Source organism: Vibrio sp. 2304 (assembly GCF_033339475.1).
GTDB classification, from domain to species: Bacteria; Pseudomonadota; Gammaproteobacteria; order Enterobacterales; family Vibrionaceae; genus Vibrio; species Vibrio alginolyticus.
Genome location: NZ_JAWOUQ010000002.1, coordinates 187772 through 214699 on the forward strand (window position 1 = coordinate 187772; position 26928 = coordinate 214699).

Consider the following 26928-nt stretch of genomic DNA (forward strand, 5'->3'; position numbering starts at 1 on the left):
CAATCTATCGTTTTTAAACCCGCCTATAACTTGTGCTTGTAAACTCATCATTTCGCTCAATAATAGTTCTATAACAAATTCAATAATTTAAAGCGGGAGGCGTAATGAGAATATTCTGGCAGCTACGTTGGTATTTCCAACAAAAGTGGAGGCACTATGTCGGATCCATTCTGCTTTTCGCTGTTATATCAGCACTACAGCTTGTTCCGCCCAAAGCAGTTGGCATCATAGTTGATGGCGTCGTAGACAACACTTTAGATACAAATACGCTGATTCTATGGCTCTCAGGGTTAACTGTACTGATCTTTACTATTTATGGGTGTCGCATCTTATGGCGAATTTGGCTTTTCGGCGCAAGCTGGGAGCTCGGGACCATTCTACGTAACCGTCTATATAGGCATTTATCGACACAGCCACCTCGTTTTTTTGAACGTTACAAGACGGGGGATCTGATGGCTCGTGGCACTAATGATGTGCGTAATATCGTTATGACTGCCGGCGAAGGGGTTTTAACCGCCGCAGACTCTTTGATCACTGGTATTGCGGTTTTAATCATTATGGTAACGCAAGTAAGCTGGAAGCTCACCGTAATGGCGCTTCTTCCAATGCCATTTCTTGCCATCATCATCTTCTTTATTGTGCGTATCCTACATCAACGCTTTCGTGTCGCTCAGGAAGCCTTTTCTACCATGTCAGACATGACACAAGAGTCACTTAATGGCGTGCGAATGCTGCGTGCTTTCGGATTAGAAAACCAAGAGCAGCAACGTTTTGAAGAGGTTGTGGATGATACTGGCGAAAAGAACATCGCTGTCGCAAGAGTCGATGCTAGATTTGACCCGGCAATTCAGTTAACCATCGGTCTTTCTTTCCTTCTTAGTGTCGCTGCTGGTGCTTACCTTGTTGATAAAGGTGAGATCACGCTTGGTGATCTGACCGCATTTACGATGTATTTAGGGTTGATGATATGGCCGATGCTGGCATTCGCATTCCTATTTAACATTTTAGAAAGAGGCTCTGCTGCATGGAACCGATTACAAGAGATCTTTGATGAAAAGCCAGAAATTATCAGTGGCAATAAGCCAATAGAAAATAAACCACTTCCGTTGAAAATTGATATCGACGATTTCCACTGGTCTAGTGATTTACCGCCCGCTTTGACGGAAGTAAACATCGAACTTGAACCCGGAAAAATGTTGGGAGTTGCAGGGCCTGTAGGAAGCGGAAAATCGACCCTGTTAACACTACTTTTGCGTCAACATGATTTAGAAAACGGCTCAATTAAATTCGGTGATGTCGAGATCAAGGATGCCCTACTTCCACAGTGGCGAAACCGCTTTGCTGTAGTTAACCAAAGTCCGTTTCTATTCTCCAAATCTATCTTCGACAATATTGCCTTAGGCAACCCTAATGCAGAGAAAGAAGAAGTCTATAGAGCAGCAAAGTTAGCCTGTATACATGACGATATTGAGAAGTTTCCTGAAGGCTACCAAACAGAAGTTGGTGAAAAAGGCATTACACTCTCCGGCGGGCAAAAACAACGTATTGCGATAGCACGCGCTATGCTGCTGAATGCCCAAGTGTTGGTTTTGGACGATGCACTTTCCGCTGTTGATGGACGGACCGAACATCAAATCCTTAAGAATTTGGAAACACACTACCGTGATCAAGCCCTAATCGTTATTGCACACCGCCTCACCGCATTGGAAGCAGCAGACGAGATCATTGTCTTGAATCACGGCCACATTACTGAACGTGGGCAACATAGCGCTTTATTAGCGCATCAGGGATGGTACGCCGAAATGTTCGAGTACCAAAAACTAGAACAGGCGATGGAGGAATAATGAATGAACCAGACCAGCACGTTTAAACGGTTAATGTCTTACCCATTATCTCAACCAAAGCCAATGATTAAAGGACTCGCCTTGCTGTTTATTGCAGCGTTAGCTAGCGCCGGCGGCCCTTGGTTGATTCAATATTTCATTGATGAGCACATCGCTAAAGGTGACTATTCACAAAATGTTCTGATTTCGCTAGCAGTAGGTTATATCGCTCTTCAGATCGTATCGGCAACATTCCAGTATTTTCAGTCATTGCAATTTAGCATTGTCGCGGCTAACACGATCAAAGCGATTCGTAAGCAAGTATTTTCTGGCGTGATTAAGCAGCCGTTATCTGCGTTTGATTACACTCCTGCTGGAAAATTGGTGTCGCGAATCACCAACGATACGGAATCTTTACAGCAATTTTATGAGCTTTTGATCGCGACCGTGGTGAAAAACGTGGTCATGATTGTCGTAATGCTTGGCGTTATGTTTTTCATGAGCTGGAAGCTCACACTCGTTGTGCTTGTATTGCTGCCGATCGTCATCGGCTTTATGTACTTGTTTAAGCAGCTAAGTACAGAAAGCTACCGAAAGATGCGTGACCTATTGACCGATATAAATGCGAATCTGAGTGAATCCATTCAAGGGATGAGTGTCATTCAACTAATGCAACAAGAAGAGCGTTTTAATAAACAGTTCAACGAGCTAACCGCAGAGCATCTGGTGGCATCTAAACGAGTGATTCGGCTAAACGGCTATCTGCTAAGACCATTAATGGACTTACTCGCTGGTCTTGCGTTGCTTTGCTTGGTTGCGATCTTTGGTTTTAATGGTATTGAGTTGATTGGTGTGGGGGTACTGTATGCATTTATCAGTTATCTTGCGCGAGTTACTGAACCACTAATTGAGATGACTCAGCAACTTGCTCTACTTCAGCAGGCGTTAGTATCAAGCGAACGTGTGTTTGAATTGATTGATGCGAAAGAACAAACTTACGGGGGCGATCATCAACCATTAAGGTCAGGTGCTATCGAACTTAAAGACCTCACATTTAGCTACGATGGTAAACAGGACGTCCTAAAAGACATTTCGTTGAAGGCCAACCACCAAGACTTTATCGCGCTTGTCGGGCATACAGGAAGCGGTAAAAGCACCTTAGCGTCACTGTTAATGGGCTTTTATCCAACGCAATGTGGTGAACTGCTCATAGATGGTCGTCCACTTCAGACATTAGGGAAAGACGTACTTCGCAAAGATGTGGCAATGGTTCAACAAGATCCACATATTCTCCCTGCTTCAGTCAGAGAAAACATCTCTCTCAGTCGGGCGGTTGATGACAATCAAATATGGGATGCGTTAGACAAGGTAGGTTTGGCAGAACAAATTCATCGTTACCCTAACGGGCTAGACACGCAGTTAGGTCAAGGCGAAACTAATTTATCTGCGGGTCAGAAACAGCTTTTGGCGTTAGCACGTGTGCTTGTGGTAAAACCTAAGATATTGATATTAGATGAAGCAACCGCAAATATTGACTCGGGAACAGAGGCTTTAATCCAAAAGAGCTTGGCGGTACTCAGACAAGACATGACGCTCGTTGTTATTGCTCATCGGCTGTCAACTATCCTAGATGCAGACCAAATCATTGTTCTTCATCATGGGGAGTTGGTCGAGAAAGGTACACACAAAGCACTCTTAACGCAAAATGGTCGTTATGCTCAAATGTATCAGTTACAGCAAGCAAACCGACACCTACAACAGATTGAAGAAGACACCAAGCAACTCGAAGAAGCGGTGTGATTTTATGCCCGTGCCTTCTTTTTATTTAGTCGGCATGGGCATAATTGGTGTAACTTCAAAATTTAGCCTTGTTAGCTTCCAATTTCTTCATAATGTGAACTAATTTTCTATTTCTTACCTATTATTGACATAACCCCTCGCTATATCACGCAAGGTCGTTGTAAAATCGTACGGTACTTAAGTCTACTGCCTGTGGCATTGGGCTGAATTCCGCTTTCTAATTATGCACATTAATCTCATGACACAAGTCCATGGACAAAGATAAGTTTACTAACATCTATCGCTTGCCTGGTTCGATTCAAATTCGTATCGGTAAATGGCAAAAGACGTTCCGCGGCACCTCTGATTTAGTTTTACATCAGGCGCTAATGGAGCGTAATAAGCAATTTAAGAAGCCAGACTTTTTACCTAAAGGCTGGTGTGTCACTCCTATTGATGAAAACGACATTACCATTACGCATCACGGTAAATATATCCAAACCGTTATGCGCACAATGCTGGACAGAAAGGTCTCATACAAGCGACTGTTCCTATCTCGAATGACTCTCGAAGAAGGTGAAAAAGTGCTCCACAATTACAAGCTGGAGTGGGTAAGAAAACATAACCAGATCGCCAAAAAGTACAATCAAATTAAAAAGAAACAATATATGAACTTTGCAAGAGAAGAAGAGGAAACCCTCTACCCTTCGATTCCAAAGGGTGAGTTTGACAAAACGTTATGGAACAAACTTGTCGTATCATCGTTTGGCCCGCAGAAAAAGTACAAAAACCCGCACTTTGTCCGTAAAGCCGATTTCTAAATAAACACCCCTAAAGTTAGGGGTGTTTATTTATACGTTAACTCACCAGTCGTAAGTTAAACTTGCAATAACATTTTGTCGGTCGCCATACCAACAAAAACCATCACATGTCGCTATGTACTTTTTATCCGCGATGTTTTTAGCTGCGACTTGTAGCTTGTAATCGCCGATTCGATAACTGACCGTCGCATCCATTAAGAAATAACTTGGTACTTTTAGTCTCTCTTCATTGTCTCCGTATGACTCACCTGTATAGCGCGCGCCTAAGCCAACAGCAAAGCCATCAAGAGGTCCATCAAAGAAACGATAATGTGCCCAAGCTGATGATACGGTATTCGCCACTTGGGAAGGTGTTTTGCCAACCCATGCCTTATTGATGTCTTCTTTTATCTCTGCATCAACGTACGCAATGTTCCCGATCAATGTTAAGGATGGTGTCACATTAGCTACAGCTTCAAACTCAACGCCGTTATTTTCTATTTTTCCTATTTGCGTTAATTCACTCAAGTAGATACGAGCCAAGTTTTCTTTTGTTGCCCGATACGTTGCAATATTGAAATAACCATCAAATGAATCCGGTTGGTATTTCATACCGATTTCAAATTGATCACCGCTTTCAGGCTTCGCTGGCTTACCATTGCTGTCTTCTTGAATAATTGGATCAAAGTACTGAGAGTAACTAAAGTATGGCGTGAAGCCAGAATCAGAAATATAAGCCGTTCCCACGCTAAACGTCCACTCTCCATTATCGACTTTCGTGCGAGCACCCGTGGTAACATTATGTACTTCATTACTTGTATCGTCGTAACGTGCGCCCAATAACATCGCCCATTTATCGTTGATCAGCATATGAGCTTGAAAGTAGACGCCGAGCTGCTGATTATCGATTTTCGTTCTTTGCTTATCGGTTTCGCTCAATGGTTGTAGCGTATTCGGATCGAGTAACATTATGTTATCCGAATAAGTAGGATTAAATACATTAAACCTAGGATCGGGCAAAGCTCCCATTGGTGTGTTTAATAATGCACTACCATTAGCAACGATAGGGTCATTGGCAAAATCTTTACCATCGATACTGATCATTTGAAAATCTAAGCCCAACATCAAGTTATGCTCAACACTTCCCCAATTTACTTGGTGCATCAAACGATTATCGATATTAAAAGCATCGGATGATCCATCTTCTGTTGAAGCCCCCCGAAGTATGGTTTTGCGTTCATTTGATGGGTCCAAAGCCGGCCCCAACGCAGGCACGTCAGCCGAGTAAACGTACGAATACATTTGTCTTAGCTTAACATCCATTTCGCTGTAACGAGCTGCTTGAACAAATGAAGTGGTATCATTAAATGCATGAGAAAACTCATAGCCTAAAGACACCTGCTCACGCTCAAACGTCTCCCAGTTAGGATTGCCTATCGCTAAACTATCACTGATCTTTCCATTTTTGTTTGGCGTTAACGTTCCTTCAACTGGCAAAAATTGCAGATAAGGATCTGAGTCGTCTTTTTGATAGCTCGTTAGAAAGGTAATTTCAGACGTCTCATTAAATTTGTACGTCATCGATGGAGAGAGAAGAATGCGCTCTGCTTCTACCCCACTAATTCTCGTCCCATTTTTTCTCGCTAACCCTTGAAAGCGGAAAGCTAACTGCTCACTCACCTCAGAGTTTACGTCAAGAGAAAGTTGTTTACGGTCTTCAGAACCGTACTCCAAAGATACAAGTCCTGACCCCCCATCAAATTGAGGTCGCTTACTGACAACATTGATAACCCCACCTGGAGGGTTTTGCCCATAAAGAACAGACGCTGCACCACGTAAAACTTCAACCCTCTCTAACGCAAACGGATCTATTTGCCAACTATAGAAGCCAGAAGAATATAAACGGGTACCATCTTGATACAACCCGCTGTTCGCTTGTTTAAAACCACGAATAATAAACCAATCTTGCTTGTTATCTTCGCCGAAATAATTAGTTTGAATGCTTGGTGTGTACTGTAGTGCGTCAGAAATGCTAATAGAGGCACGATCATCCATTTGCTCTCGCGTAACAACAGACACCGCTCTTGGAGTCTCATTGATAGCAATATCAGTTTTCGTCGCTGCCCGACTCTTCGCTCCGAGATAACTAAAATCTGGACCAACTGCACTGTCTTGCTGCTGTCCAATCACAACTATATTTTCATCTTCCTGAGCCAAGACATTTGGCGTTGATACAGCTAATACAACCGCCATCGACGTTGGTGTCAGCATAAACTGCCGAGTCATATTCTCTCCTTTTTGTCGGCAGCCAAACCAACCCTTCATGACTTCAGCGACCGCTGAAAGAAAAGCGAGTTACGGCATCGCCAGTTGTTTCCGTAAAAGACAAACCAGAGGTTTTGCATAAAGCACTCGCATAGGTTACGAATGCCACTACGAGTGCTTATTTGTATAAGTACTTTCTTGGTTGAGGCTTAGCTCATTTCTATAAGCGGCGTAAACCCCACATTAAATACAAACCGCCAATGAGAGACGCCATAAGCCCTGTTGGTATTTCTTGCGGGTAAAGGACCTGTCGTCCCAACCAATCAGCCAACAACATCACCCCTGCCCCCAGTATCGCGGCGCATAACATGTGTTGTGACGCTTTGTTAAAACCAAATAAGCGAGCTAAATGCGGAGCCAACAACCCAACAAAGCTAATCGGGCCAACAACCAATGTCGCACTGACCGTGAGACAAGCAACTAAAAGAAGCAGTATTGCGCGTGAACGATCAACTCGAATTCCAAGTGCTTTAGAGGAAGCGGCACCGACAGGAAGAATATCTAGCCATCTTACGCAGAGAAAACTCAACCCTATAAAGACAAGCGCAGATAAAGACAATGGGAGTAACGTTTCAACCGAGACATAGTAGGTAGACCCAGACAACCAAGCCAATGCTTGATAACTTCTTGGGTCACCAGTGGCTAGAATAAAGCTCTGTATTGCATTCATCAGTGCGGTTATCGCAATACCAGTCAGCAAAATACGCTCCGGCTGAAAGCCTGACTTACGGTTTAGCAGCACAATGACTAATACCGTCGCTAATGCGCCTACGAGCCCGCCTAGAGAAAGAGTGAAAATTGACGAACCAAACCCAGTAAACATCGCGATGATCAATCCCATCGCTGTCCCTGAACTGATACCGATCACTTCAGGACTTGCCATTGGGTTTCCACTTAGGCGTTGAATCATGGTTCCAGCAATCGCCAACATTGCCCCCGCAATTGCTGCTGCAAATAATCTAGGTGCGCGCCATTCCAAAAAAATCCAATTTTGGCTAGCAAATAAGTTTGTCCACCCTTCATTTTGCACAGCAACCGTGGCAAAAAGGAAAACGGAAATTAACGTACCGATCAACGCCAATGAGATCGCTTTAGGGTTTAGCTTGTAAACATGTTGACGGTGTCGAGTTAACACTGTTTGAGTATGGCCCTGCGTCTTTTGTGATAAACGAGGTAACAGCCATAACAGTAACGGAGCGCCCAATGCAGCCGTTGCTGCTCCCGTTGGTATAAAACTCGCCATTAGCCCTGGCAGTTGCTGAATAACCAAATCGGTTAAAGTCAATAACATGGCACCAATCAGCATTGATACCCAAAGCTTATGCTGGATTTTATTGATACCTATCAATCGAGTAATCGCTGGCGCCGCTAACCCGATGAAACCGATGATTCCTACGGCAGAAACCACCCAAGAAGTGATTAACACCGCAAGCCCAAGACAGACAAAACGCAACTTAGCTAGCGAGACACCTAAACTCTTGGCACCTTGCTCGGAGAGTTCCAACAGACTTAACGGCTTTGCAATCACAAATGCAACGACCGTAGCAAGTGCGATTCGAGGGGCAAGATACGAGAAATCTCCCCATCCACTCTGAACAAGCGAACCGGCTCCCCATATCATTAACCCATTCAGCTTTTCGGTATTCATCATCAGAATAACCGTACTTAATGATGCAAAGTACAGGTTTATCACTAACCCAGAAACGACGACAACCGTTGGAGATAACGCTCGTCGCCATGACAACAGCATCACCAACCCCATCGATATCACACCGCCGATGAGAGCAACCAAATTAGGCGCAATATCCAACATCCAAGGAGCGAATAGCGTAGCTAACATCAAAGCAAAACTTGAACCGCTCGCCACACCAAGTGTCGTGGGTGAAGCGAGAGGGTTACGCAGCACTTGCTGCATCAATACCCCAGCAACCGCTAATCCAGCACCAGATATAATCGTGGTGAAGACTCGAGGCCACCAGCTAAAGTGAAGCAAAACAGAATCGATAGATTGAAAGTTAGGCTCCCATAAACTGCTTAGAGCCAACGAAAATGAGCTTACTTGGTACAATTGGAAAGCACCAATAGAAAAGGTAAATGCCGAAAGTAACACCACAAAGCTTAAAGGCATCGTTTTCATTGTGTTAACTCCTCGACCTTACTCGCCGTAACTAACTCTGCGAAACGGAGAGCTGAAGGCATAGAACCAAAACTCCAAACGGGCGCGACTTGCATGACCTTTTCACCAGATTGTTGAACAACATATTGCCAAAATGGGTCTTGAGAGAGCTGCTCTGCTCCACCATAAGGTAATGGCTCTACGATAACAATTTGAGCTTTTATGCCAGCTAACTTGTCGATGCCAACTAAGCTGAAGCCCCAGCTATTCGTCTTTTCATTCCATGCATTACTCAACCCAATCTTTTCGATAGCCTGAGAGTAAAGACTATTTTGACCAAAAACACGTACGTGCTTTGTATCCATAAACTGAATCATTAGAAGTGGCGGCTGGCCTTTATTTATACGCTGTTTTAATAAAGAGAAACGTTTTTCATATTGTTGGATAAGCGCCTCTGCTTCCGCCTCTCTTCCCAGCTCTTCACCAAACCTCCGAGTGAAGCTGGTAAGTACCGACCAATCCGTAATCCCGCTTTCATATAAGTCAATGGTGGTAACCGGGGCGATATCAACTAAGCGATGCTTCATTGAGGAGAAGTACGGGGCAATAAAAATACGATCAGGTCTGAGCTCGTAAATGCGCTCTATATTGGGTTGAGTTCTTAACCCTACATCCTTCGTTTGAGGTGGTAACGGTGGCGATTTTACCCAAGCATCGTAATCTTGCCCTTGAGCAACGCCTACAGGTACGACCCCTAAAGCCAACATCGTTTCAGTTTGTGTCCAATCAACCGACATCACCCGAGGTGATGCGTCAGCTAGTGCTTGAAAAGAACTGACCAAAAGCGCACTAAGTGAGAGAGCGAAAGAGAAATGTTTAAGTCGAGTGTTTGTACTGCTCATTATTCCAACCTTTAGCTTGGCATCGCCACCGGATAACCCGCAGGGTGGTCAGAGATCATCATCTCTATCCCATATATGTCCCTCAACTTAGGTTCAGTAAACACCTGTTCAACATTGCCTTGTGCAATCAAATCACCTTGATGTAATGCAACGATGTAGTCGCAAAATCGTGCAGCCAAGTTGATATCGTGTAATACGATAATAACGCCCAAACCCAGTTCTTGACTGAGTTTAGAGATAAGCTTCAACATATCTACTTGATGGCTGATGTCTAGCGCAGACAAAGGCTCATCAAGAAGCAAATACTCGGTTTTTTGGGCTAACAGCATAGCTAGCCACACACGTTGACGCTCTCCTCCAGATAACGTGTCCACTAAGCGATCTGCGTATTTTAGTGTGCCTGTCATCGCCATTGCTTCTTCAACAATGTCGTGATCTTTCTTACTCAAACGTCCAAGTAAACCATGCCATGGATAACGACCAAAACCGACTAAATCTCGACCTAAAATACTGTCGGTCACTGGAAGATGCTGAGGCAAGTAGGCAATGTGTTGGGCGAATTTTTTCGCTGAGAGATCGTTAATGCTCGTTCCATGCAGAACCACGTCACCAGCGGTGTATGGCTGTTGCTGTGCCAGCAACTTTAACAATGTGGATTTTCCTGAACCATTGTGTCCAACAAGAGCGTATGTTTTTCCGGGTTCAAATGTCACATCAAACGCTTTTAGCAATGACTTGCCTTCAATCTCAAACTGGAGTGCTTTAGCTTCCAACATCCCTACTTCACCTAATAGCCATTTACGAATAACAGTTATTCAGAGCTCTCATTCGTTGATCACGTTTGCCGTTCTTATTCAACAGAACGATTAATAAGGGAGGTTTTATATAACAACAAAGATACAAATGCAAACCGTTGTCATTATCATTACATCAACAAGATCATTGAGAGAATTGCTAAGTGTTAGTGATAATTTGCTCTGCTGAACTTCATTAGTAAATTATAGGCAGGTCAACGAGAGCAGCGGTCTCCCACTGCTCTCGCATAAATTTGAACGAATACTGCAGCGTATGAAGAAATGAAAAATGCCGCAGTGAATACATTAATGACGAGCGTCAGCGCCAAACTCTACTTCTTTATAGATATCGGCCAGCGACTTTTTACCTTGTTTGTCTTTGGCTGAACGCTTTTTCTTAGTTTGATAATGGTATTCTTGCTCCTGAAGTGCTTGTTCGTGCTCTTTTGCTGACTCAACAAACTCAGGATTTGCAAGTGCTTGTTGGCGTAAGCGGTTTACTCTTTCAAGGGTTTCCCACAACATACTTCACCTCCAAACTTATTACTGTATATAAAAACAGTATTGTTTAAATATTCCTCCTCGTCAACATTTCAACTTTGTTACTGCTCTTCACATTAACCCCAAGCCTGTATAGTGCTCGGGATATTTGTGGATGATTTGCTTTATATAACCTTGATGCTCTCGCAGAGCATCAACACATTCTCGAGATAACCATCCCTGATATACCCATTTTTCAAGTTCTAACAATGCGTATGGGATGGACCACGCTTGTCTATACGGATGGTGCGTTGTCATAAAATCAAAGGCATTTGCGGCAGCCGTAATTTGGGCGGCTATTGGTATATCATCACTGGTTAAACCATACGGATAACCAGTGCCATTTAAATTTTCGTACTGATAAATAATCATCTGCAAAAACAAAGTCACACTCGGGTGAACCGGATTTCCGATACGGGCAACTATGTCATCCGCTGAATCGATACAACGCTCAATATGTTGAATCAATATCGCCTCTTGTTCTTGAGAGTAATTTGTTCGGCGGCTAGCAATTTCAACTGGCAGCTGACTATCACCGAGCGCATGGAACTGAGCAAAAATACCAATATCTTCGACCATTTCGTCATTCAGGTGATAACGATCCGCTAACTGCGTTGCGATAATTTGACTGTAGTACTTCATGCGTTTGGTATGCGCGTAATACTCAGGTGAATAGCCTGGCATCATACATTGCATTCGGTTAGCTAGCGTTTCTATCGCATTGACTACTTGAGTTTCTGATTCAACCGCAAATCGAATCATTTCGAAATAAGGTTTAAGACCATTCAGCGCTTCTAAACTAAACGCATCACGTTGAGTGGAGTTCAAAAATACAAAACCAGTAAAAGCTTTATTGTCATAACAAGGAATAGCAGCCGACGACTGATATCCGTGTTTGAGTAAAATTTGAACCCGAGGACAGTGCTTAATATCATGAAGGTCTTCGACGATACGAGGAACCGCGTTTTTAGAGGCAATATTGAGGTGGTGGAGTTTACGGAATGCTGATTCGTGATGGGCTAAACACCAAGTGTCGAACTCACTTTCTGCAAATGATTTGAGCACATCTTGGTCTGGGTGATATTTTGCAAATGACACCCTATCAATACATGGCAAGTGCGCCTGCATCCTGCCTTTTAGCGTTTGCAGTTGCTCGTTAAGCGGTTTTGCAAACGGGTAAAAACTCCGGTGCGCCATGCTTCACCTCCACACCAAAGCAGAGAAACAAGAAAAGCTCATTGTGTTGCAAATTCAATGGTATTTTGAGCGGTTTTCTCCACTTAAATTATCGATATACCACAACTTAAGTGTACGAAATAAAAGCACATTTCTACCAATTTTTTCACCGGATATCTTACGGTAATTTGATCCAGATTAAAAAAGCCAACGAGCGAAACTCGTTGGCCTAACAATACTGATTGATTACGATGGATTCAGTAACTAGAAGTTATTCAAAGAACGTTCTAAACAACTAGCCTAGAGCAGGAAGCACACCCAGCGTAATTAACACCTGAGCGAATACGATGCCAGTGCCAGCGATGCCCGTTATCACTAACGCACCTTGACCACCTGCGACGCGGTACTCCCCAGTAAAATCATCCGATTTACGAACCTTGATCACCATAACCAAAGGCAAAAAGATGGCTAAAATCGCTAAGGCAATCGCTGCATAGCCCAAAGCCATAATAAAGCCTTGAGGATAGAAAAGTGCGAAGCCTAGCGGTGGAGTAAACGTCACTAGTGCCGCAATCAAACGATTAGGCTTATCGTTACTTCCTTTGATGGTATCACCCAAAAATTCGAATAGACCCAAACTCACGCCAAGGAACGATGTCAACAATGCCAAGTCAGCAAACACACCAACAATGCTACCCAAATTTGATTGGTGTACTGTCTGAGATAGTTGACCAATCAGTGCGCTCAACCCTCCGTTCTCAACAAGCGTACTTTGGCTAACCACACCCAACGTCACGATTTGCCAAAAGATATAAATAACGAGTGGAATCGTCGAACCAATAATAACGGCTTTGCGTAAAGAAGAAGTGTCACCGTCTAAGTAATTCACAATTGCAGGTATACTTCCGTGGAAACCAAACGAAGTAAAGATCACCGGAATCGCCGCTACAACAAGGCCTTGTTCGATTGGCATACTTAACAAGTAAGATTCCGTAACGTTTGGAGCAAGAAAAGAAAGCACCGCAACCATCGCAATGAGCTTCATCGCGAACAGAACTCGGTTTACTTTATCGACCGTACCGGTACCCACTGTCACAACTAAAGTCACAATCAAGGTAAAGATTATCGTTGATGTAGGCCCTGAAATATCGAGGTCAAACCATTGTGCAAGGCGGTCTCCGAACTGAGCACCACCGCCAGCGATATACGCTGCACATAATGAGTAGAAAAGAAACAACATCGCAAAACTTGCCACCCACTTGCCTTTTTGACCTAGGATCTGTTTCGCCAAAGTATGAAGTGTAGCACTACTCTCCGCATGTTGATGAAGCTCAAGCATAAGCAAGGCAGTGAAAGCCATCAGAGCCCATAAGCCTAGCATGATGATAATAGAAGTTGAAAAACCAATGCCGGCAGAGGCAAGTGGAAGCGCTAGCATACCAGCGCCTATTGTAGTGCCCGCAATAATTAGCGTACTACCGAATACTTTAGAACGACTCATTGTATATTAATCTTTACACTTTATTAGAAATTATCAGTATTAGATCGGGCAACGGCGGACCGAAACCAACACCATATTTGTATTGCCGTCGATATTGTAGGATCTTTAGCAGAAGATCAAGCAAAGTGTAAGGATAAAAAACCACACATATAAACTATAATTTACACCTTACTGATATTTAACAATAACTGTGTGCATTCTTCCCTGTTCATGAACTTGGGAACAGGGTAATTCCAGTGCGCCTCTTTCAGAATTAAATCAACAAGCGCATCAGCATCTTCACGTTGAATGAGCGCACTGGTTTGCTCAATATCAATAGTTGAAAACAAGGACTCCAGATTCGCCAAAAAATGCTGAGCACTTGCGTTACCTAACTGCCCCTCGGCCGTCAACTCATCGAGCTTTCTTAGTTGAGGCTCAATCTCTGATAATGAAAAGCGCAGCACAGGCAACAAGGCTAATCCGTTTGCCATACCATGAGGTATTCCATATCTCGCACCGAATGTGTGAGCAAAGGCATGAACATAACCCAAACTCGCTTTGGTAAATGCTAAACCCGCGTAATAGGATGCCATAGCCATTTTATGACGAGCTTCGACATCATCCCCTAGCATCACAGCCCTAGGAAGATATTTAAAAATGAGTTTAATAGCGGCAACCGAATAAGCCATCGTTTCTTGAGTAGCGTTTTTCGATACATAGGCCTCAATAGCGTGGGTTAATGCATCAACGCCAGTATCAGCCGTGATCTTAGGAGGTAAACCAATCATTAAATTCGCATCTAAAGCTGCCATTAGTGGCACCAACTTTGGATCCATTAAAGGGGTTTTAATGTGTGAGGAGGGATCTGACACGACCGCAGCGATAGTAACTTCACTTCCGGTTCCAGCCGTTGTTGGAATAGCAAAAAGCGGTGCTGGCATTCGCCATACCTTCAATAGTCCAGCTAATTTTTTTATTGGCCGTTTATTGGTAACTTTCGCAGCAATAACTTTTGCACAATCCATTGCAGAGCCGCCACCCAAAGCTAATATGCCCTCACAATGAAAACGATGATAAGCCTCTAGACCGCTCTCAACCTGATCATAGGTAGGATCGGGCTTAACTTGCGAGAAAACATCTAACTGTAAATCGAGTTGTGCTGCTGCCTCAAGCACCTTATCTACAATACCGACTTGGACTAACCCTTCGTCGGTTACTAACAAAACGCGTTTAAATCCCAGCTCGGCCATCGATTCTAATAGCTCATTCATCGAACCAGGGCCGGAAAACAAGGTTGGTCTCGGCATAGGAAGGATAAGGGCTGCTATTTTTAACCCTGCGGTGTAAGTCCGATATAAACGATGCTTCAACATACGAAATCCTTTTCATTTAGAGCTATCATTCTAGCTACTTTTACCACCTATGCTTACTTTGCAATCACACATTTTCAATAAACTTATCTCACCAAAAAGGCTAACATCGCTGGGAAGCCGTACCATTTTATTATCTTTCCTCAACAACATGAGCTACAGAGAAAATATTTTCAACGACGCTCTATTGTCATGTTGTTAACAAGCTGCTTTACCTAATACTCTGTTAGTTACAGAGCAAGCCTCGAAGAAGTCTTCTTATTTTTTGCCTTCAAGAACAACAATATAAATTCTGTTAATCACACATCAATACCGTGTGTCTCTGGTTGAGCCCGAACACGATTTACAAAAATAAAAATAAGAATGCGTTACATCATGATTTATTGTCGTTTTCAAATAAGTCAACAAGAGCAACAATAATCTTTCAAAACTTATACTTAGTTCAAATATCTGACTCTTAACCATGAGCTTCAGGTGATATTATTATGCAACTAGGATTATTATCCCGCCCATAATCAAAACTATGTCTAAACGCCCACCTTTTTGGGGTCTATTCGCTGTCGTACCCAATCTTTCCTATCACCTTCTGATTTGGGTTTAGCGTGGGCTAATTAGCAATGTCGGTATAAACCATGAATCATTCTTGCCATTCCCATACGGACATGGGCTTTGAAGTCGATCTGAAACAAGCACTTATCTGGGTTGCTCGAGCACTCGACTATGTCGGTGTTGATGATACGCACCATAGCCATCGTGTCGCTTACATCGCTTACCAATGTGCTCGGGTCATGAACTGGGAACCAGAAAAAGCGGAGTTTTGCTACTTCGCAGGGATGATCCACGATTGTGGGGTCTCCGAAACACAAGAACATAAAATGTTACTTGAGGAGTTGGTGCCACAAGATGTAAAAACACATTGCTTAAGAGGATACCGAAGCCTCAAGCAGTGTCGTTTGTTGCGTCAGTTTGCGACACCTGTTCTTTACCACCATACACATTGGAGTGAACTAAAATATCTTGATTTACCGCCTTTTGAAAAAGAGGTCGCTGCCCTACTCTATTTAGCCGATCGTCTCGATTTTATGCGTTCCAAATACGTCATGAACTGCCACTGTGACATTGTCACACTTCATGAAGAACTAATTGCAGAATGCATCATGGCAAACGCTGGAACTTTGTTTAATCCAGACATGGCTAAGGCAATGGTTAAGCTCGTTATGACCGACGCATTTTGGTTCGCGATGGAGTCTGAAAATATAGAAACCATCGGATTAAACTTTAAAAGCATTGATTGGCTTCAAAAACAGCTCACCATCCAAGATATGAATAGTTTGGGCATGTTTATCGCTCGAATTGTTGACGCAAAAAGCCCATTTACTTATCAACATTCGCAAAAAGTGGCGGAGTTATCTCGGTATCTAGCCATCAAGCTTGGGTTCTGTGAGCACGACCAAGAGATGTTATTTATTGCTGGGTTGGTGCATGATATCGGAAAGTTAAAAACACCAGATGAGATTCTTCATAAAGAAGGCTCTCTTAATAAACAAGAGTATACGCGTATTAAACGCCATACAATTGATACTCAGCTCGCATTACACAAAGTGTTTCCCAACGCTAAAATAGCGGAGTGGGCCTCTAATCATCACGAGCGTTTGGACGGTTCTGGCTATCCTTATCATAAAACAGGAGACGAACTCGATGTACCATCACGTATTGTCGCGGTTGCCGATGTTTTTCAAGCTCTGTCTCAGGACCGTCCCTACCGAGGACGAATGGCTCAAGCACAAATCGCCGCGATTATGGGCGAGCAAGTCGCTAAACAAGAACTTTGTTCTGACGTCTATGCAGTGCTAGAGCGAAACATGACCGAGTGTTACGAGCTATCAACTAATGTTTAATCGATAAAGGGCGTATCTACGCCCTATGCTGATTTTGTGCAGGTTGCAAACCAATCATTTTGCAATATCAAGTACATTGTCTCGCACACCATTGATTCTGAACCAACCTGCAATACTGAAACGCTCAGCATTGGTCGGTAAAACCTCATGCGGGAATTGCTCAGATAAGAATAAAAGTAAGCGTCCCGATTGAGGAGGGATGGTTGCTATCTTATTATCATTTAGATCGTAAACCACCAATTCACCTGCATCCTTTTCCGTCCAAGATTCGTTCATGTAAAAAACGGTTGTCAATCGACGGTTTTCATTGCCCTTAAAACAATCTAGATGCTTTTGGTAGAAATCCCCTTCCTCGTACTTGGCAAAGTGAGCTTCATACTCAAAAAGTCCTAGAAACAAGTGACGGTTCACTTCTTGGCGTATTTCTTCCATCTTATCTAAGTAAGAAGTAACCGCGTGCCCCATATTGGGCGATAACCATTGAATTTTGTCACTTCGAATTGACTCAATACGAGTCACATCGTCATTACGACCAATACGCGCTTTTTTCCAGTTACTTGGAATGCAGTCTCGTAATTGAGCCACTTCTTGTTCAGAAAGAAAATCATCCCAGATGTAGTAGCCATGGGTTGCTAACGCATCGATCATTTTATCCATTATTGTCGTTCACTCATATTAGTTGGGCGGTCTATATAAAAAATCTTCAACCCCACAACAAATGCGATTTTTTGTCGAAACGACAACAAAATAAAAAGAGAGTAAAAATAGGTGATGACGAATATAAAAATGCCGCTCATATAAGCGGCAATATCTTTTATTATTGACGAGCTTCTAATCTCGTTGGATGAACTCGCAACGGACTAAGACGTTTAATAGTCGGGCGTTGTTTGTTTTTTAACTGGATATGACAAAGTTCCAGAATTAAGCCGAATGCCATCGCAAAGTACACATAACCTTTGTTGATATGAATTTCGAAGCCTTCTGCCATCAATAAACCACCTAACAAAACGAGGAATAACAAAGCAAGTGTCTTAAAACCAGGGTAACACGACACCAGGTTATTGATTTTTTCGGCTGTCATGACCATCACGATAGCAGACGAAACAATCGCTGCGACCATAAGTGGGACATCACTTGTCAAACCAACGGCGGTTATCACCGAGTCCATCGAGAATACAGCATCCACGGCAACAATCTGCAACAGAACTACCGCTAAACCAGTACGGGCGTGAGTTGAGTGAGCCGACTCGTTGTGATTTAACCAACTCCACAACTCTTTCAGGCTTTTAGCCAAGAGGAATGCACCACCCGCAATCATGATGACGTCTCTTCCGGTAAACGCATGGTTCGCCAAAGAAAATAGCGGTTGAGTCAATTGCATGATCCAAGAGATTGAAAACACTAAACCAATACGAGCAATAACAGCAAGACCAATACCAAGGTTTCTTGCCAGCTTACGTTGGTGCAGCGGCAGTCTTTCACATAAGACAGAGATAAAAACGACGTTATCAACGCCTAAGACAACTTCAAGCGCAAACAAAGTGGCGAAAATAGCCCAAGCTTCTGGTTGCATAAAAAGTTCTAGCATGAGCATGTCTCCAATAATAAGAAGACATATGGTGAAGGGTTTTGTCGACTAAAGGGGTCGTCCATTAATTATTTATACCTTTGTTACTGAGGGATCATGAGTAAATCACCAAACAATCAACAAAACAATATCTATTTTAATTAACAAGGAACAAGTTTAATTCGTGTACAAATCAATCAACTCCTCCAAATTGATTAAAATTACATAGAAGCTTTAGAATTGAATAAATGAAAGCATTAAAGTCCAACAAAACTAAGATAAATTTCTAGACTTATAAGCACCATCAACCCTTATGCAACCCATTAAATGCATTGAGCTCAAAGAGAAACAGGCGTGTTTCCGAGATAAACAATAGTAAAAATTTGTTTCATGCTGATATACTGCCAAAAATCATAAGAAACCTGCTATTTATGGACTACATTGCTCTTTCGCGTATAAGCCTTAAACATCTAACTGTTTTACATATGTTGTTAACCACTCACAGCGTCACACTTGCGGCAGAACGCTTGTGTGTAACACCATCGAGCGTCAGTAAAACGCTCGGACAGTTACGCGAAACGCTAAAGGATGACCTTTTTTACCGTGATGGCACTCGCTTAGTGCCGACAGCATTTGCGCTGCATATAGGCCCGTCAATCCATGGCATACTCTCCAGTATGAATGGGTTATTACATCAAGGCTCTTTTAATCCGGCTTACTATCAAGGTAGTTTTTCATTAGCAATGCGTGAAAGTTCGTTTGAGCTCTTTGCGCCAGTTCTACAGCATCTGTCCCAACAACTGAGTAACCACGCGCACTTGAATGTCCATGCGAAAGAGGAAATGAGCTTCGATGCATTAGCAAGAGGTCAAGTAGATTTTTTGTTGCTTCCTCACGATCTCAGCCAACCACCCACACAAAATAAAGACTTGGTCTGGAAAACCATTTTGAAAGACGAAATGGTTTGCTTAATGAGAGCATCGAACCCACTCGCTGAGCAACCCTTATCTGTTGAAAGTTACCTTTGTGCAAGACACATCGGTATTCATGATAAAGATCTGTCACAACCTTATTTTGAGCAAAATCTCACCCAAAGGCATTCAAAACGAAACTTGGCCATGCGTGTAGCCGACTTTGGTTCAGCTGCGGTGATGTGTCAGCACTCGGATTACTTGTTCACATGCTCCAAGCTTTGGGCAAGAGCGGCAATGCAAGCAAAAGGTTTGGTTGAGCAAGCTCTTCCATTCGATTACGGGCAAGTAGCCTACAGCCTCGTTTGGAACAAAGCGAGCTTAAACGATCCCGCTTTAAAATGGTTACAGCAACAATTACTCGACGCTTGCGCCATGTTAGATGCCTGTGATGCGTAAGCATAGATAAACAACGGTACTACGTGAGTACTGTCGGCACTGTGATAGGGTTACTCACGTAGCATCGAAGCTCTGATTTTAAGCGTTCGATATCATGATGAGAGCACGTATCCCAAGTTAACGCCTCCCCCACTACTCCGTGATGCTGAAAGGCATTTAAACGGATAAGCACCGATTCAGGAAGAGTACTCAAGTAACGTCCAATTGCTACGATTTCTATATCTAAATCACTTTTTTGGGGAATATGCAGTAAGCGGACCTCGTACAATTTTTCGTGTTCAACTAGGTATTGAAGGGTTTTAAATACACGATGATTATCACGCCCAGTTAGCCACTGATGCGTCTCCGTCTGCCACGCTTTCAAATCGATCATTGCGCCATCCAGAAAAGGTAGAATACGCTGCCAACCAGCAACCGCTAAAGAACCGTTACTGTCGATGAAACAAGAGAGGTGCCGTAATTCAGGATCTTGTTTTATCCCTTTAAACAGCTCAATAATGAAAGGAAGTTGTAAGGTAGATTCCCCACCGGATACAGTAACACCACTGATGAAAAAGCGATGTTTGCGTATCAAATCGAGCATTGTTACTACAGAGTAGTCAGTAATTTTTGGATTAGATTGGTTCTGACATATCTCTATACAATGATCGCAGTGGGTGCACTCCTCTTTAAGCCAAACAACGTTGTTGTTTTCGTCGAACTTCAATGCGCCTGCTGAACATTCACTCACACACTCACCACAATGATTACAATGGTTTATCGTGTGAGGATTGTGGCAGTTCAAACACTGATAGTTACAACCCTGTAGAAAGATGACTAGACGATTTCCTGGCCCATCAACACAAGAGAAAGGAAGGATACGAGTGACTTTTGCCAAAAGGCTTCCACTTCGTCTAGACATCTTGTTCTTTCCTAAACCGAACTTATGCCTGCGTGTAAGTCGGTGTTACTTCATGACTCACCACACGTGGCGAGCGTTCTAAAATTTTGGTATTTTTTGCTGCTTCTGCACCTAGAAACGTCGTGTTGGTTCTCGAACCTTCTTCATCATATTTCGCGACGTCTGAAAGTTTGATCATGTAGCCTGTCACGCGAATTAAGTCATTTGAAGTGACATTCGCGGTAAACTCACGATAACCAGCATTTAGTGCCCCTTTACATAAATTGAACATCGCTTCTGGGTTAGATTTCACCGTTTCATCAATCGTCAAAATATCGCTGATACCCGCACGATAATACTGATGATGCTTCGCCGTTGCTTGTACATAAGTGACAGGATCTGGCTCTGCACCATAAGGCAGACGTACACCTGGCGTAACATCATGATCTAAGCTAATGCCGCCTTGTGCATGTAAGAGCGCTTTGCCATCTAAACCATATTTCACCGGGGTTGAGTCCACCAGTTTAGCCAGTGTTGCTGAAACATCATGAGCAAAAGTATTTGCTCGATCATTTTTTCCGTATCGCCCTATTTGCCCTTCTTTTTCAAATAGAAGGTTTACCGCTTCGGCCATGCCATAAACGCCATACATTGGCGCGAAATAGGACTCTTTTATCAACCCTTCTTGCGTCAAAAAGCCTTGAAAGAAGTTCGATTTTTCATGCAAGTGCGTGCTTCTTGCGTTTATGAGCTCGACCATTAATCGATGGTAAGAAGGCAACGCACTGTTTAAGAAGTCGTTACAGTCTGATGCTCGTTTTGCAACTTCTTTTAAATTCATTCGCACCAATGTGTTCGAGCCACCTGCTAATGGAAGCGAGTTGTAGCAACTTACAATACCAAAGCGTGAGCCGTTGTAGGCTTTCGCGTGCATTGGGTAATTGGCAATATGCGGTTTACTGCATTCACAAATGTTCTGTGTCGCTTGACGAAGTAAGTCATCAGGCGTAACTGTCTCGTCGTACATAAAGGTGAGATTCGGTGCGATCTGCTTGAGCTCCGCATCTACTTTTAAAACAGTGCGACAAATAATGTTGTCTGTCGGTCCGACATTCACATGCATAAACGCATCTGGCAATGTGCGATCCAGCATGATCCAAAAATGTTTTAACTTTTTGTAAATCTGGCTCTCTGTTAGGTCGCCTATGTAAGGCAACAAGACATCATCTAACTGGCCTAAGTAAACCGGAATGTTCGTTACCGAAGGAACATGATGGTAAATGATGGTAAGCATATTCAGCGCATCATCGAAATCATCAGCCGGAGACAACTCTAAATAGTCTGAGCCTTGCGATAGAAATTTAGCGTAATCAGGCAACACGTAGCGAGGTTTAAACGGTGCATGACCTTCAAACATATCGCAGATGATGCCTTCATCCATTGCTTGTCTCAGTGATGAAGATACGGTCATGTAAGGAATGCACGCTTCCGCCTCTAAAGCTAAAAAACTCGACTTCTGTTTTGGAGAAAGACGGACGTCGGTCGCGATATCTAGAAAACGTTGTTGTAGTTTAGAAAGGCTTGTCATCTAAGATATTCCTACAAAGTAACCACAAGCCCACAAGACAAAATACGAGCTCTACCCCTAAAGAGTAACGTGATTTTACTCCTGCTTGGCTGTTGCCACTAATGAAAATAAACAAAACGCCTATTTCCATTCTGGAAATAAGACAAAGCTAAATTAGCGCATTCCAACTTACTATATGGGAAACCTAACTGCGTACCGAAGTCTGTCTTATTTATCGGTTTGCCGTCGACAACATCACGCCTGCACCAATAAATACTCCACCAGTCAAACGATTAAACAACTTCGCTCTTCCAGCGACAAACAACCAATCGGAGGCTTTTACCCCTAACAATGCATAAAATGTTAGCCAGCTAAGCTCAAAAACCACAAATGTAGACGCGAAAATCGCGTATTGAGCCAGTAGCGGTGCGGAAGGTTCAATGAATTGAGGAAACAAAGCGGTGAAAAAGACTATCGCTTTGGGATTACTAGCGCCAACAATGAAACCACTAGTGAACGCGCTAAACGCTGTCGCGGAACTTTGAGTCGTTGCCGTTTTATTAAAATCTGTCTGAGATGAGCGCAACGCTTGAATACCTAACCAGATTAAATAAGCGGCACCACACCATTTAATAATATTAAAAACCAACTCAGATGAAGCAATGACAACTCCCAGCCCGGTAAATGAGAGCGTAAGGATGATCGTAATCGCAGACAAACTGCCAAGCGCAGTCATGAAAGCAATACGAAACCCACTACTCACTCCTTTACTCAAACACAACAGTGAGCTTGGTCCTGGTGAAGCTGTGAGCACGAGAATGGCAAGAGTGTAAAAAATCCATGTATCTATTTGCATTGGCATCCCTTCCAGCAAAATGAGGTTTATAGCCCATTGTGTAGAACTATTTTATCGCCCGGTTTCTATCCATGAAGCCGAGGGCTTAATAACCATCTTGCATCTAAATAACTTAGAAAAAATTAATAGATAGTTATGCAAATAAAATACGATCTACATGCAAGGATGTAAAGCCTGTTGTATAAGCTTATCTATTTCTCTTAATCATAAAAAGGCTTAGGATCGATCTCTAACGATGAAGGCGCGATCGCTCTTTCAATTTTGTACGCACTCGTTTTTAAATCCACCATCGTGACATCAATGTATCGTTTATACTTGCGGGAGTAGAAACATTTCACTTCTGGCTTTAATGCTTGAGATTCATTTGAAGACCAAACAATACCAACACGCCCATCGTTCAACTCGACAATGGAGCCGACGGGGTACATCCCAATGCAATTAATGAATTTGTAAACTAAGTCGGCGTCTAAATGAAATGGCGTTAGACTCAACAAGATTTTAAACGCTTCCGCAGAACTCATGCCTTTTTTGTAACAGCGATCAGCCGTTAGCGCATCGTAGATATCTACAATACAGCTCATACGGCCGTGAATTGGAATCTCCTCCCCCTTCAAGCCTCTAGGATAACCATTGCCATCTAACTTCTCGTGGTGCATCAAACAAACATCACGGCTTACGTCACTAAGTCCTTTTACGTGAAGGATTATCTCACCTGCGAACACTTGATGTAGCTTCATATGTTCAAATTCTTCAGGCGTTAGCTTCGCTGGCTTGTGCAAGATCTTATCATCGACTTTAATTTTACCTACATCATGAATAATGCCACCTACAGCAAGCTGTTTTAGCGTTGGCTTATCCAAGCCCAAGTACTTACCGAATGACACTAAAAGACAAGCGACATTGACGGAGTGTTCCAATAAGTAAGAGTCTTTTTTTCGGAGTGCAGAGACACACTGCAACGCATCTGAGTCAATCAAAACACTTTCAATGACATCGTCAGCCCAAGCTTCTACTTCATCAACTTCAATGATTTTTCCTTCAAAAGTTTGATTCAATAGTTTCTGCGCCAAATCTTTTGCTTCGGCGATCAGCTTTTTGGCTCGCTTGTGTTGGATGTCTCTCGAACGATAAGTTCGTTGACCCCTCTTAAAATCTGAGTGTTTCTGCTCTCTCGTCTCTTTAGTGGCATCAGTTGATTCATCTACAGGCTTGAAGACACACTGCTGCGAAGATAATGTTTGATCTACCCAAACATACTTTACGCCACTTGTAGCAAGCTTCTTAATGCCTTCAGAGCTAGATATCCGCCCTGCATTGGCTAAATTAACGCGCTTGTTGTGCTCTATCGCGGTAACAAACATACCAACGCCGATATCAGCGAGCGCAATTTTGATTGAATTTTTCGGATCGTACTGCATATAAAGAAGGCTTACTCGATATTAACGTCCGCATTATAAGAGATTTGATTACTTGGCGTGATAATAAATTTGAATTGATTACAATTAATGAGCATCCTGTCAATTAATAATCGGTCGCGCTCATTAAGTCCTTTTTGTTATTATGGTTTTATCCAAGATAGCATATATACAAATGACGTTAGAAAACCGCACATTGATACCGACACAACTGAAAATAACTTTAGGATAATTATTCATAAATATTTATAGATTGCGGACGGCATCAATAACTGTATTTTATAAATGATTTTTACTGTTGACTATTTTTTATAAATGTCGATGATTAGCCGCCTAATCTTAGTATGTTATTAACCTAGTAGCGCATAAAATGATAGCCAAACAATTTGAACTGACACTTTTGTGATTGTAATGTACGCCAGCAGATCAACTCTATGTTATCAACCCCAACACTCATCTCTGATGCTAAAAGGCTCGAGGAGGAAATATCTTGACCACCATATTTGACCAACAAGTCTCAGATAGTGACCGAGAGTTCCTAAAAATCGTCGAAGAACGATTCATTCATATCTTCGATGTATTTAACGAAGGCCTCTTTTACATGGATGAGTTTGGCACCATGGTATTTTATAACAAGGGCTTTTATGAGCAGCTTGGTATCAACGCTGGTCGAATCAGCTTAGAGCAATGGTTAGACCTTGTTCACCCTCTCGATCGAGAAAGACTCTCCACTCGGGTCGATGCTCACATCATTACCAACAACACGAGGGTCACAACGACCTACCGCGTGCGTAAACCCAATGGACAGTACGTCTGGATTGAAGGCGTAGCCATGACCAAAGAAACAGAACATGGTCATTATATGGTTGGTAGCCACCGTGATATTTCTGAACGCAAGCTGATGGAAAGCTACATTCATCAAGTCGCATTTCATGACAATGCGTCAGGTATGGCTAATCGCGCCCATCTCTTGCTGGATATTGAAGATAGTGTGCGAGCCACCGATTCTTGTGCATCTATCTGTTACATTCAGATAGAAGAGATTAAATCTTACTTAAATCAATATGGCAGCGAGTTGGTCGATGGGTTAGTGGAAAAATTGCTACAAACTCTCAGTCACCTACCTTCTCCAAATAGTTCTGTATATCGCGTACATGATGATGACTTTGCGATTTTGATTCACGATGAATGCTCGGTAGAAACGCTGCAAAGTTATGCCGAAAGTTTAAAGGAAACCTACCACGAGGCAGTGATTGAAGAGGGCCAATACTTAGGAAGTAACATTAGTATTGGTTTGTATCCTTGCATAGATCCAAGTCACTCAGCAGAGGAAATATTACGTAAAGCAGCACGAACTTGTCAGTACGCAAGCGAGCAGAATAAAGACCGTGTTGCGGTTTACAGTGAGAAAACTCAGCATGCCGTAGACCGTTATTTCTTTATTGAACAAGGTCTAAAAAGTGCACTAGAAAAACAGACATTAAGCGTTAAGTTTCAGCCAATTATTGACGCCAAAAGCTCAAAAGTGGTGAGCTTCGAATCTCTGGTTCGCTGGCGTAGCAAAGAGTTTGGCGAAATTTATCCAGACGAATTCATCCCCGTCGCAGAGAACAAAGGTTTGATTGTCGAACTCGGATATCAAGTCTTTGCCAAAGCGTGTGAATTTATCAAAAACTACCGTGAGCGTTACCAAAACCAAGTTCGTGTCAACGTGAATGTTTCTGTACTTCAGTTAATGAATAGTGAATTCCCTGCGCGAATTAAAGCCATGGCGGATGAGGTTGGTGTCGATCCTGAGTCTATTGTGTTGGAACTAACAGAAACGTTTATTTTGGATAATAATCAGACAGCCATTGCCCCTCTGAATACCCTCAGGGAACTAGGATTTGCACTCTCTCTGGATGACTTTGGATCGGGTTACAGTTCATTAAATAGCTTCTTCGACCTCCCGATGACACAAATCAAAATAGATAGGTCGATGGCGTGGAAAACACTAACCAACCGCTCTTCACAAGAATATCTGAAGTTTCTTATCACTATGTGCCAGGAAAATAGTATTGAAGTAGTGATTGAGGGAATTGAAGACGCCAAAATGTGTGAATTTTTTACCGAAATGGGCGTCGATTATCTGCAAGGTTATTGGTTCTCTAAGCCACTGTCTGTTGCCAGTGCAAGCCGCTATTCGTTGAGTTAAGCATACTAGAGCAATATTCCGCACGGCCACGTTAAACATGCTGAACTATTCACTATAGATTTCAGACACTAAC

At 42.8% G+C, this 26928-nt stretch carries 20 protein-coding genes; 6 read left to right on the forward strand and 14 right to left on the reverse strand.

The genetic code is table 11. The annotated features are described in order from the left end of the window. Positions 1-104 precede the first annotated feature (104 nt). The 3 genes from R7P64_RS05735 (at position 105) to R7P64_RS05745 (ending at position 4423) form a co-directional block, all read left to right on the forward strand. Positions 105-1844 carry an ABC transporter transmembrane domain-containing protein gene (locus R7P64_RS05735; RefSeq protein ID WP_065274505.1) on the forward strand — a complete coding sequence of 580 codons (1740 nt, stop codon included), beginning with the start codon at positions 105-107 and terminating at the stop codon, positions 1842-1844. 3 nt (positions 1845-1847) lie between these two features. Continuing rightward, positions 1848-3623: an ABC transporter transmembrane domain-containing protein gene (locus R7P64_RS05740; RefSeq protein WP_053307070.1), complete on the forward strand. Its 1776-nt coding sequence runs from the start codon at positions 1848-1850 to the stop codon at positions 3621-3623. A 251-nt stretch (positions 3624-3874) separates the two neighbouring features. Next, on the forward strand, positions 3875-4423 hold the full coding sequence (locus R7P64_RS05745; RefSeq protein WP_054576911.1) for a hypothetical protein: 549 nt from the start codon (positions 3875-3877) through the stop codon (positions 4421-4423). A gap of 42 nt (positions 4424-4465) precedes the next feature. Here R7P64_RS05745 and R7P64_RS05750 read toward each other — a convergent pair whose 3' ends face one another. From R7P64_RS05750 to R7P64_RS05785, 8 genes are all read right to left on the reverse strand, one after another. After that, positions 4466-6688 (reverse strand): TonB-dependent siderophore receptor, encoded by a 2223-nt coding sequence (locus R7P64_RS05750; protein WP_318123250.1) that lies wholly within the window; start codon positions 6686-6688, stop codon positions 4466-4468. A 199-nt stretch (positions 6689-6887) separates the two neighbouring features. Continuing rightward, on the reverse strand, positions 6888-8864 hold the full coding sequence (gene fhuB, locus R7P64_RS05755) for a Fe(3+)-hydroxamate ABC transporter permease FhuB (protein ID WP_318118519.1): 1977 nt from the start codon (positions 8862-8864) through the stop codon (positions 6888-6890). Then, on the reverse strand, positions 8861-9745 hold the full coding sequence (locus R7P64_RS05760; protein ID WP_033905240.1) for an iron-siderophore ABC transporter substrate-binding protein: 885 nt from the start codon (positions 9743-9745) through the stop codon (positions 8861-8863). Before R7P64_RS05760 ends, fhuB begins: the two co-directional genes overlap by 4 nt. An 11-nt stretch (positions 9746-9756) precedes the next feature. Beyond that, a complete protein-coding gene (locus R7P64_RS05765) occupies positions 9757-10521 on the reverse strand; it encodes an ABC transporter ATP-binding protein (protein WP_005377721.1) in 765 nt (254 codons plus the stop codon). A gap of 324 nt (positions 10522-10845) precedes the next feature. After that, entirely contained in the window at positions 10846-11064 is a 219-nt protein-coding gene (locus tag R7P64_RS05770; RefSeq protein WP_005377723.1) for a hypothetical protein, read from the reverse strand. Between the two features lie 87 nt (positions 11065-11151). Then, complete coding sequence (locus R7P64_RS05775; RefSeq protein WP_064368381.1) at positions 11152-12276, reverse strand: HD-GYP domain-containing protein; 1125 nt, start codon at positions 12274-12276, stop codon at positions 11152-11154. A 274-nt stretch (positions 12277-12550) separates the two neighbouring features. Further along, positions 12551-13756: an aromatic amino acid transport family protein gene (locus R7P64_RS05780; protein WP_033905238.1), complete on the reverse strand. Its 1206-nt coding sequence runs from the start codon at positions 13754-13756 to the stop codon at positions 12551-12553. A gap of 161 nt (positions 13757-13917) precedes the next feature. Then, positions 13918-15111, reverse strand: a complete 1194-nt coding sequence (locus R7P64_RS05785) for an iron-containing alcohol dehydrogenase (RefSeq protein WP_213868779.1) — start codon at positions 15109-15111, stop codon at positions 13918-13920. Positions 15112-15740: 629 nt separating this feature from the next. On the opposite strand from R7P64_RS05785, the gene R7P64_RS05790 reads away from it, so the two are divergent. Beyond that, complete coding sequence (locus tag R7P64_RS05790; protein ID WP_025766702.1) at positions 15741-17006, forward strand: HD domain-containing phosphohydrolase; 1266 nt, start codon at positions 15741-15743, stop codon at positions 17004-17006. 54 nt (positions 17007-17060) lie between these two features. On the opposite strand, the gene R7P64_RS05795 is transcribed toward R7P64_RS05790, so the two are convergent. Both R7P64_RS05795 and R7P64_RS05800 read right to left on the reverse strand, forming a co-directional pair. Beyond that, the gene (locus R7P64_RS05795; RefSeq protein ID WP_005377733.1) at positions 17061-17663 is read right to left on the reverse strand and encodes a 2OG-Fe(II) oxygenase; all 603 of its coding nucleotides are present in this window, start codon (positions 17661-17663) and stop codon (positions 17061-17063) included. 160 nt (positions 17664-17823) lie between these two features. Then, complete coding sequence (locus R7P64_RS05800; RefSeq protein WP_017820626.1) at positions 17824-18594, reverse strand: TerC family protein; 771 nt, start codon at positions 18592-18594, stop codon at positions 17824-17826. A 410-nt stretch (positions 18595-19004) separates the two neighbouring features. Here R7P64_RS05800 and R7P64_RS05805 point away from each other — a divergent pair, with 410 nt between their 5' ends. Then, positions 19005-19943, forward strand: coding sequence for a LysR family transcriptional regulator (locus R7P64_RS05805; protein ID WP_005377737.1), 939 nt, complete (start codon positions 19005-19007; stop codon positions 19941-19943). Positions 19944-19962: 19 nt separating this feature from the next. Here R7P64_RS05805 and R7P64_RS05810 read toward each other — a convergent pair whose 3' ends face one another. From R7P64_RS05810 to R7P64_RS05825, 4 genes are all read right to left on the reverse strand, one after another. Further along, positions 19963-20844 carry a YjjW family glycine radical enzyme activase gene (locus R7P64_RS05810; protein WP_193837397.1) on the reverse strand — a complete coding sequence of 294 codons (882 nt, stop codon included), beginning with the start codon at positions 20842-20844 and terminating at the stop codon, positions 19963-19965. A 22-nt stretch (positions 20845-20866) separates the two neighbouring features. Then, positions 20867-22411, reverse strand: a complete 1545-nt coding sequence (locus R7P64_RS05815; protein WP_318118520.1) for a YjjI family glycine radical enzyme — start codon at positions 22409-22411, stop codon at positions 20867-20869. 211 nt (positions 22412-22622) lie between these two features. Further along, positions 22623-23246, reverse strand: a complete 624-nt coding sequence (locus tag R7P64_RS05820) for a LysE family translocator (protein ID WP_005377741.1) — start codon at positions 23244-23246, stop codon at positions 22623-22625. Between the two features lie 200 nt (positions 23247-23446). Beyond that, positions 23447-24664: an HD-GYP domain-containing protein gene (locus tag R7P64_RS05825; RefSeq protein ID WP_167415183.1), complete on the reverse strand. Its 1218-nt coding sequence runs from the start codon at positions 24662-24664 to the stop codon at positions 23447-23449. 487 nt (positions 24665-25151) lie between these two features. Here R7P64_RS05825 and R7P64_RS05830 point away from each other — a divergent pair, with 487 nt between their 5' ends. Next, the gene (locus R7P64_RS05830) at positions 25152-26855 is read left to right on the forward strand and encodes a putative bifunctional diguanylate cyclase/phosphodiesterase (protein ID WP_005389107.1); all 1704 of its coding nucleotides are present in this window, start codon (positions 25152-25154) and stop codon (positions 26853-26855) included. Positions 26856-26928 lie beyond the last annotated feature (73 nt).

Coding starts and splice junctions, on each gene's coding strand:
- R7P64_RS05735 (WP_065274505.1), top strand. CDS start 105: ATGAGAATATTCTGGCAGCTACGTTGGTATTTCCAACAAAAGTGGAGG.
- R7P64_RS05740 (WP_053307070.1), top strand. CDS start 1,848: ATGAACCAGACCAGCACGTTTAAACGGTTAATGTCTTACCCATTATCT.
- R7P64_RS05745 (WP_054576911.1), top strand. CDS start 3,875: ATGGACAAAGATAAGTTTACTAACATCTATCGCTTGCCTGGTTCGATT.
- R7P64_RS05750 (WP_318123250.1), bottom strand. CDS start 6,688: ATGACTCGGCAGTTTATGCTGACACCAACGTCGATGGCGGTTGTATTA.
- fhuB (WP_318118519.1), bottom strand. CDS start 8,864: ATGAAAACGATGCCTTTAAGCTTTGTGGTGTTACTTTCGGCATTTACC.
- R7P64_RS05760 (WP_033905240.1), bottom strand. CDS start 9,745: ATGAGCAGTACAAACACTCGACTTAAACATTTCTCTTTCGCTCTCTCA.
- R7P64_RS05765 (WP_005377721.1), bottom strand. CDS start 10,521: ATGTTGGAAGCTAAAGCACTCCAGTTTGAGATTGAAGGCAAGTCATTG.
- R7P64_RS05770 (WP_005377723.1), bottom strand. CDS start 11,064: ATGTTGTGGGAAACCCTTGAAAGAGTAAACCGCTTACGCCAACAAGCA.
- R7P64_RS05775 (WP_064368381.1), bottom strand. CDS start 12,276: ATGGCGCACCGGAGTTTTTACCCGTTTGCAAAACCGCTTAACGAGCAA.
- R7P64_RS05780 (WP_033905238.1), bottom strand. CDS start 13,756: ATGAGTCGTTCTAAAGTATTCGGTAGTACGCTAATTATTGCGGGCACT.
- R7P64_RS05785 (WP_213868779.1), bottom strand. CDS start 15,111: ATGTTGAAGCATCGTTTATATCGGACTTACACCGCAGGGTTAAAAATA.
- R7P64_RS05790 (WP_025766702.1), top strand. CDS start 15,741: ATGAATCATTCTTGCCATTCCCATACGGACATGGGCTTTGAAGTCGAT.
- R7P64_RS05795 (WP_005377733.1), bottom strand. CDS start 17,663: ATGGATAAAATGATCGATGCGTTAGCAACCCATGGCTACTACATCTGG.
- R7P64_RS05800 (WP_017820626.1), bottom strand. CDS start 18,594: ATGCTAGAACTTTTTATGCAACCAGAAGCTTGGGCTATTTTCGCCACT.
- R7P64_RS05805 (WP_005377737.1), top strand. CDS start 19,005: ATGGACTACATTGCTCTTTCGCGTATAAGCCTTAAACATCTAACTGTT.
- R7P64_RS05810 (WP_193837397.1), bottom strand. CDS start 20,844: ATGTCTAGACGAAGTGGAAGCCTTTTGGCAAAAGTCACTCGTATCCTT.
- R7P64_RS05815 (WP_318118520.1), bottom strand. CDS start 22,411: ATGACAAGCCTTTCTAAACTACAACAACGTTTTCTAGATATCGCGACC.
- R7P64_RS05820 (WP_005377741.1), bottom strand. CDS start 23,246: ATGCAAATAGATACATGGATTTTTTACACTCTTGCCATTCTCGTGCTC.
- R7P64_RS05825 (WP_167415183.1), bottom strand. CDS start 24,664: ATGCAGTACGATCCGAAAAATTCAATCAAAATTGCGCTCGCTGATATC.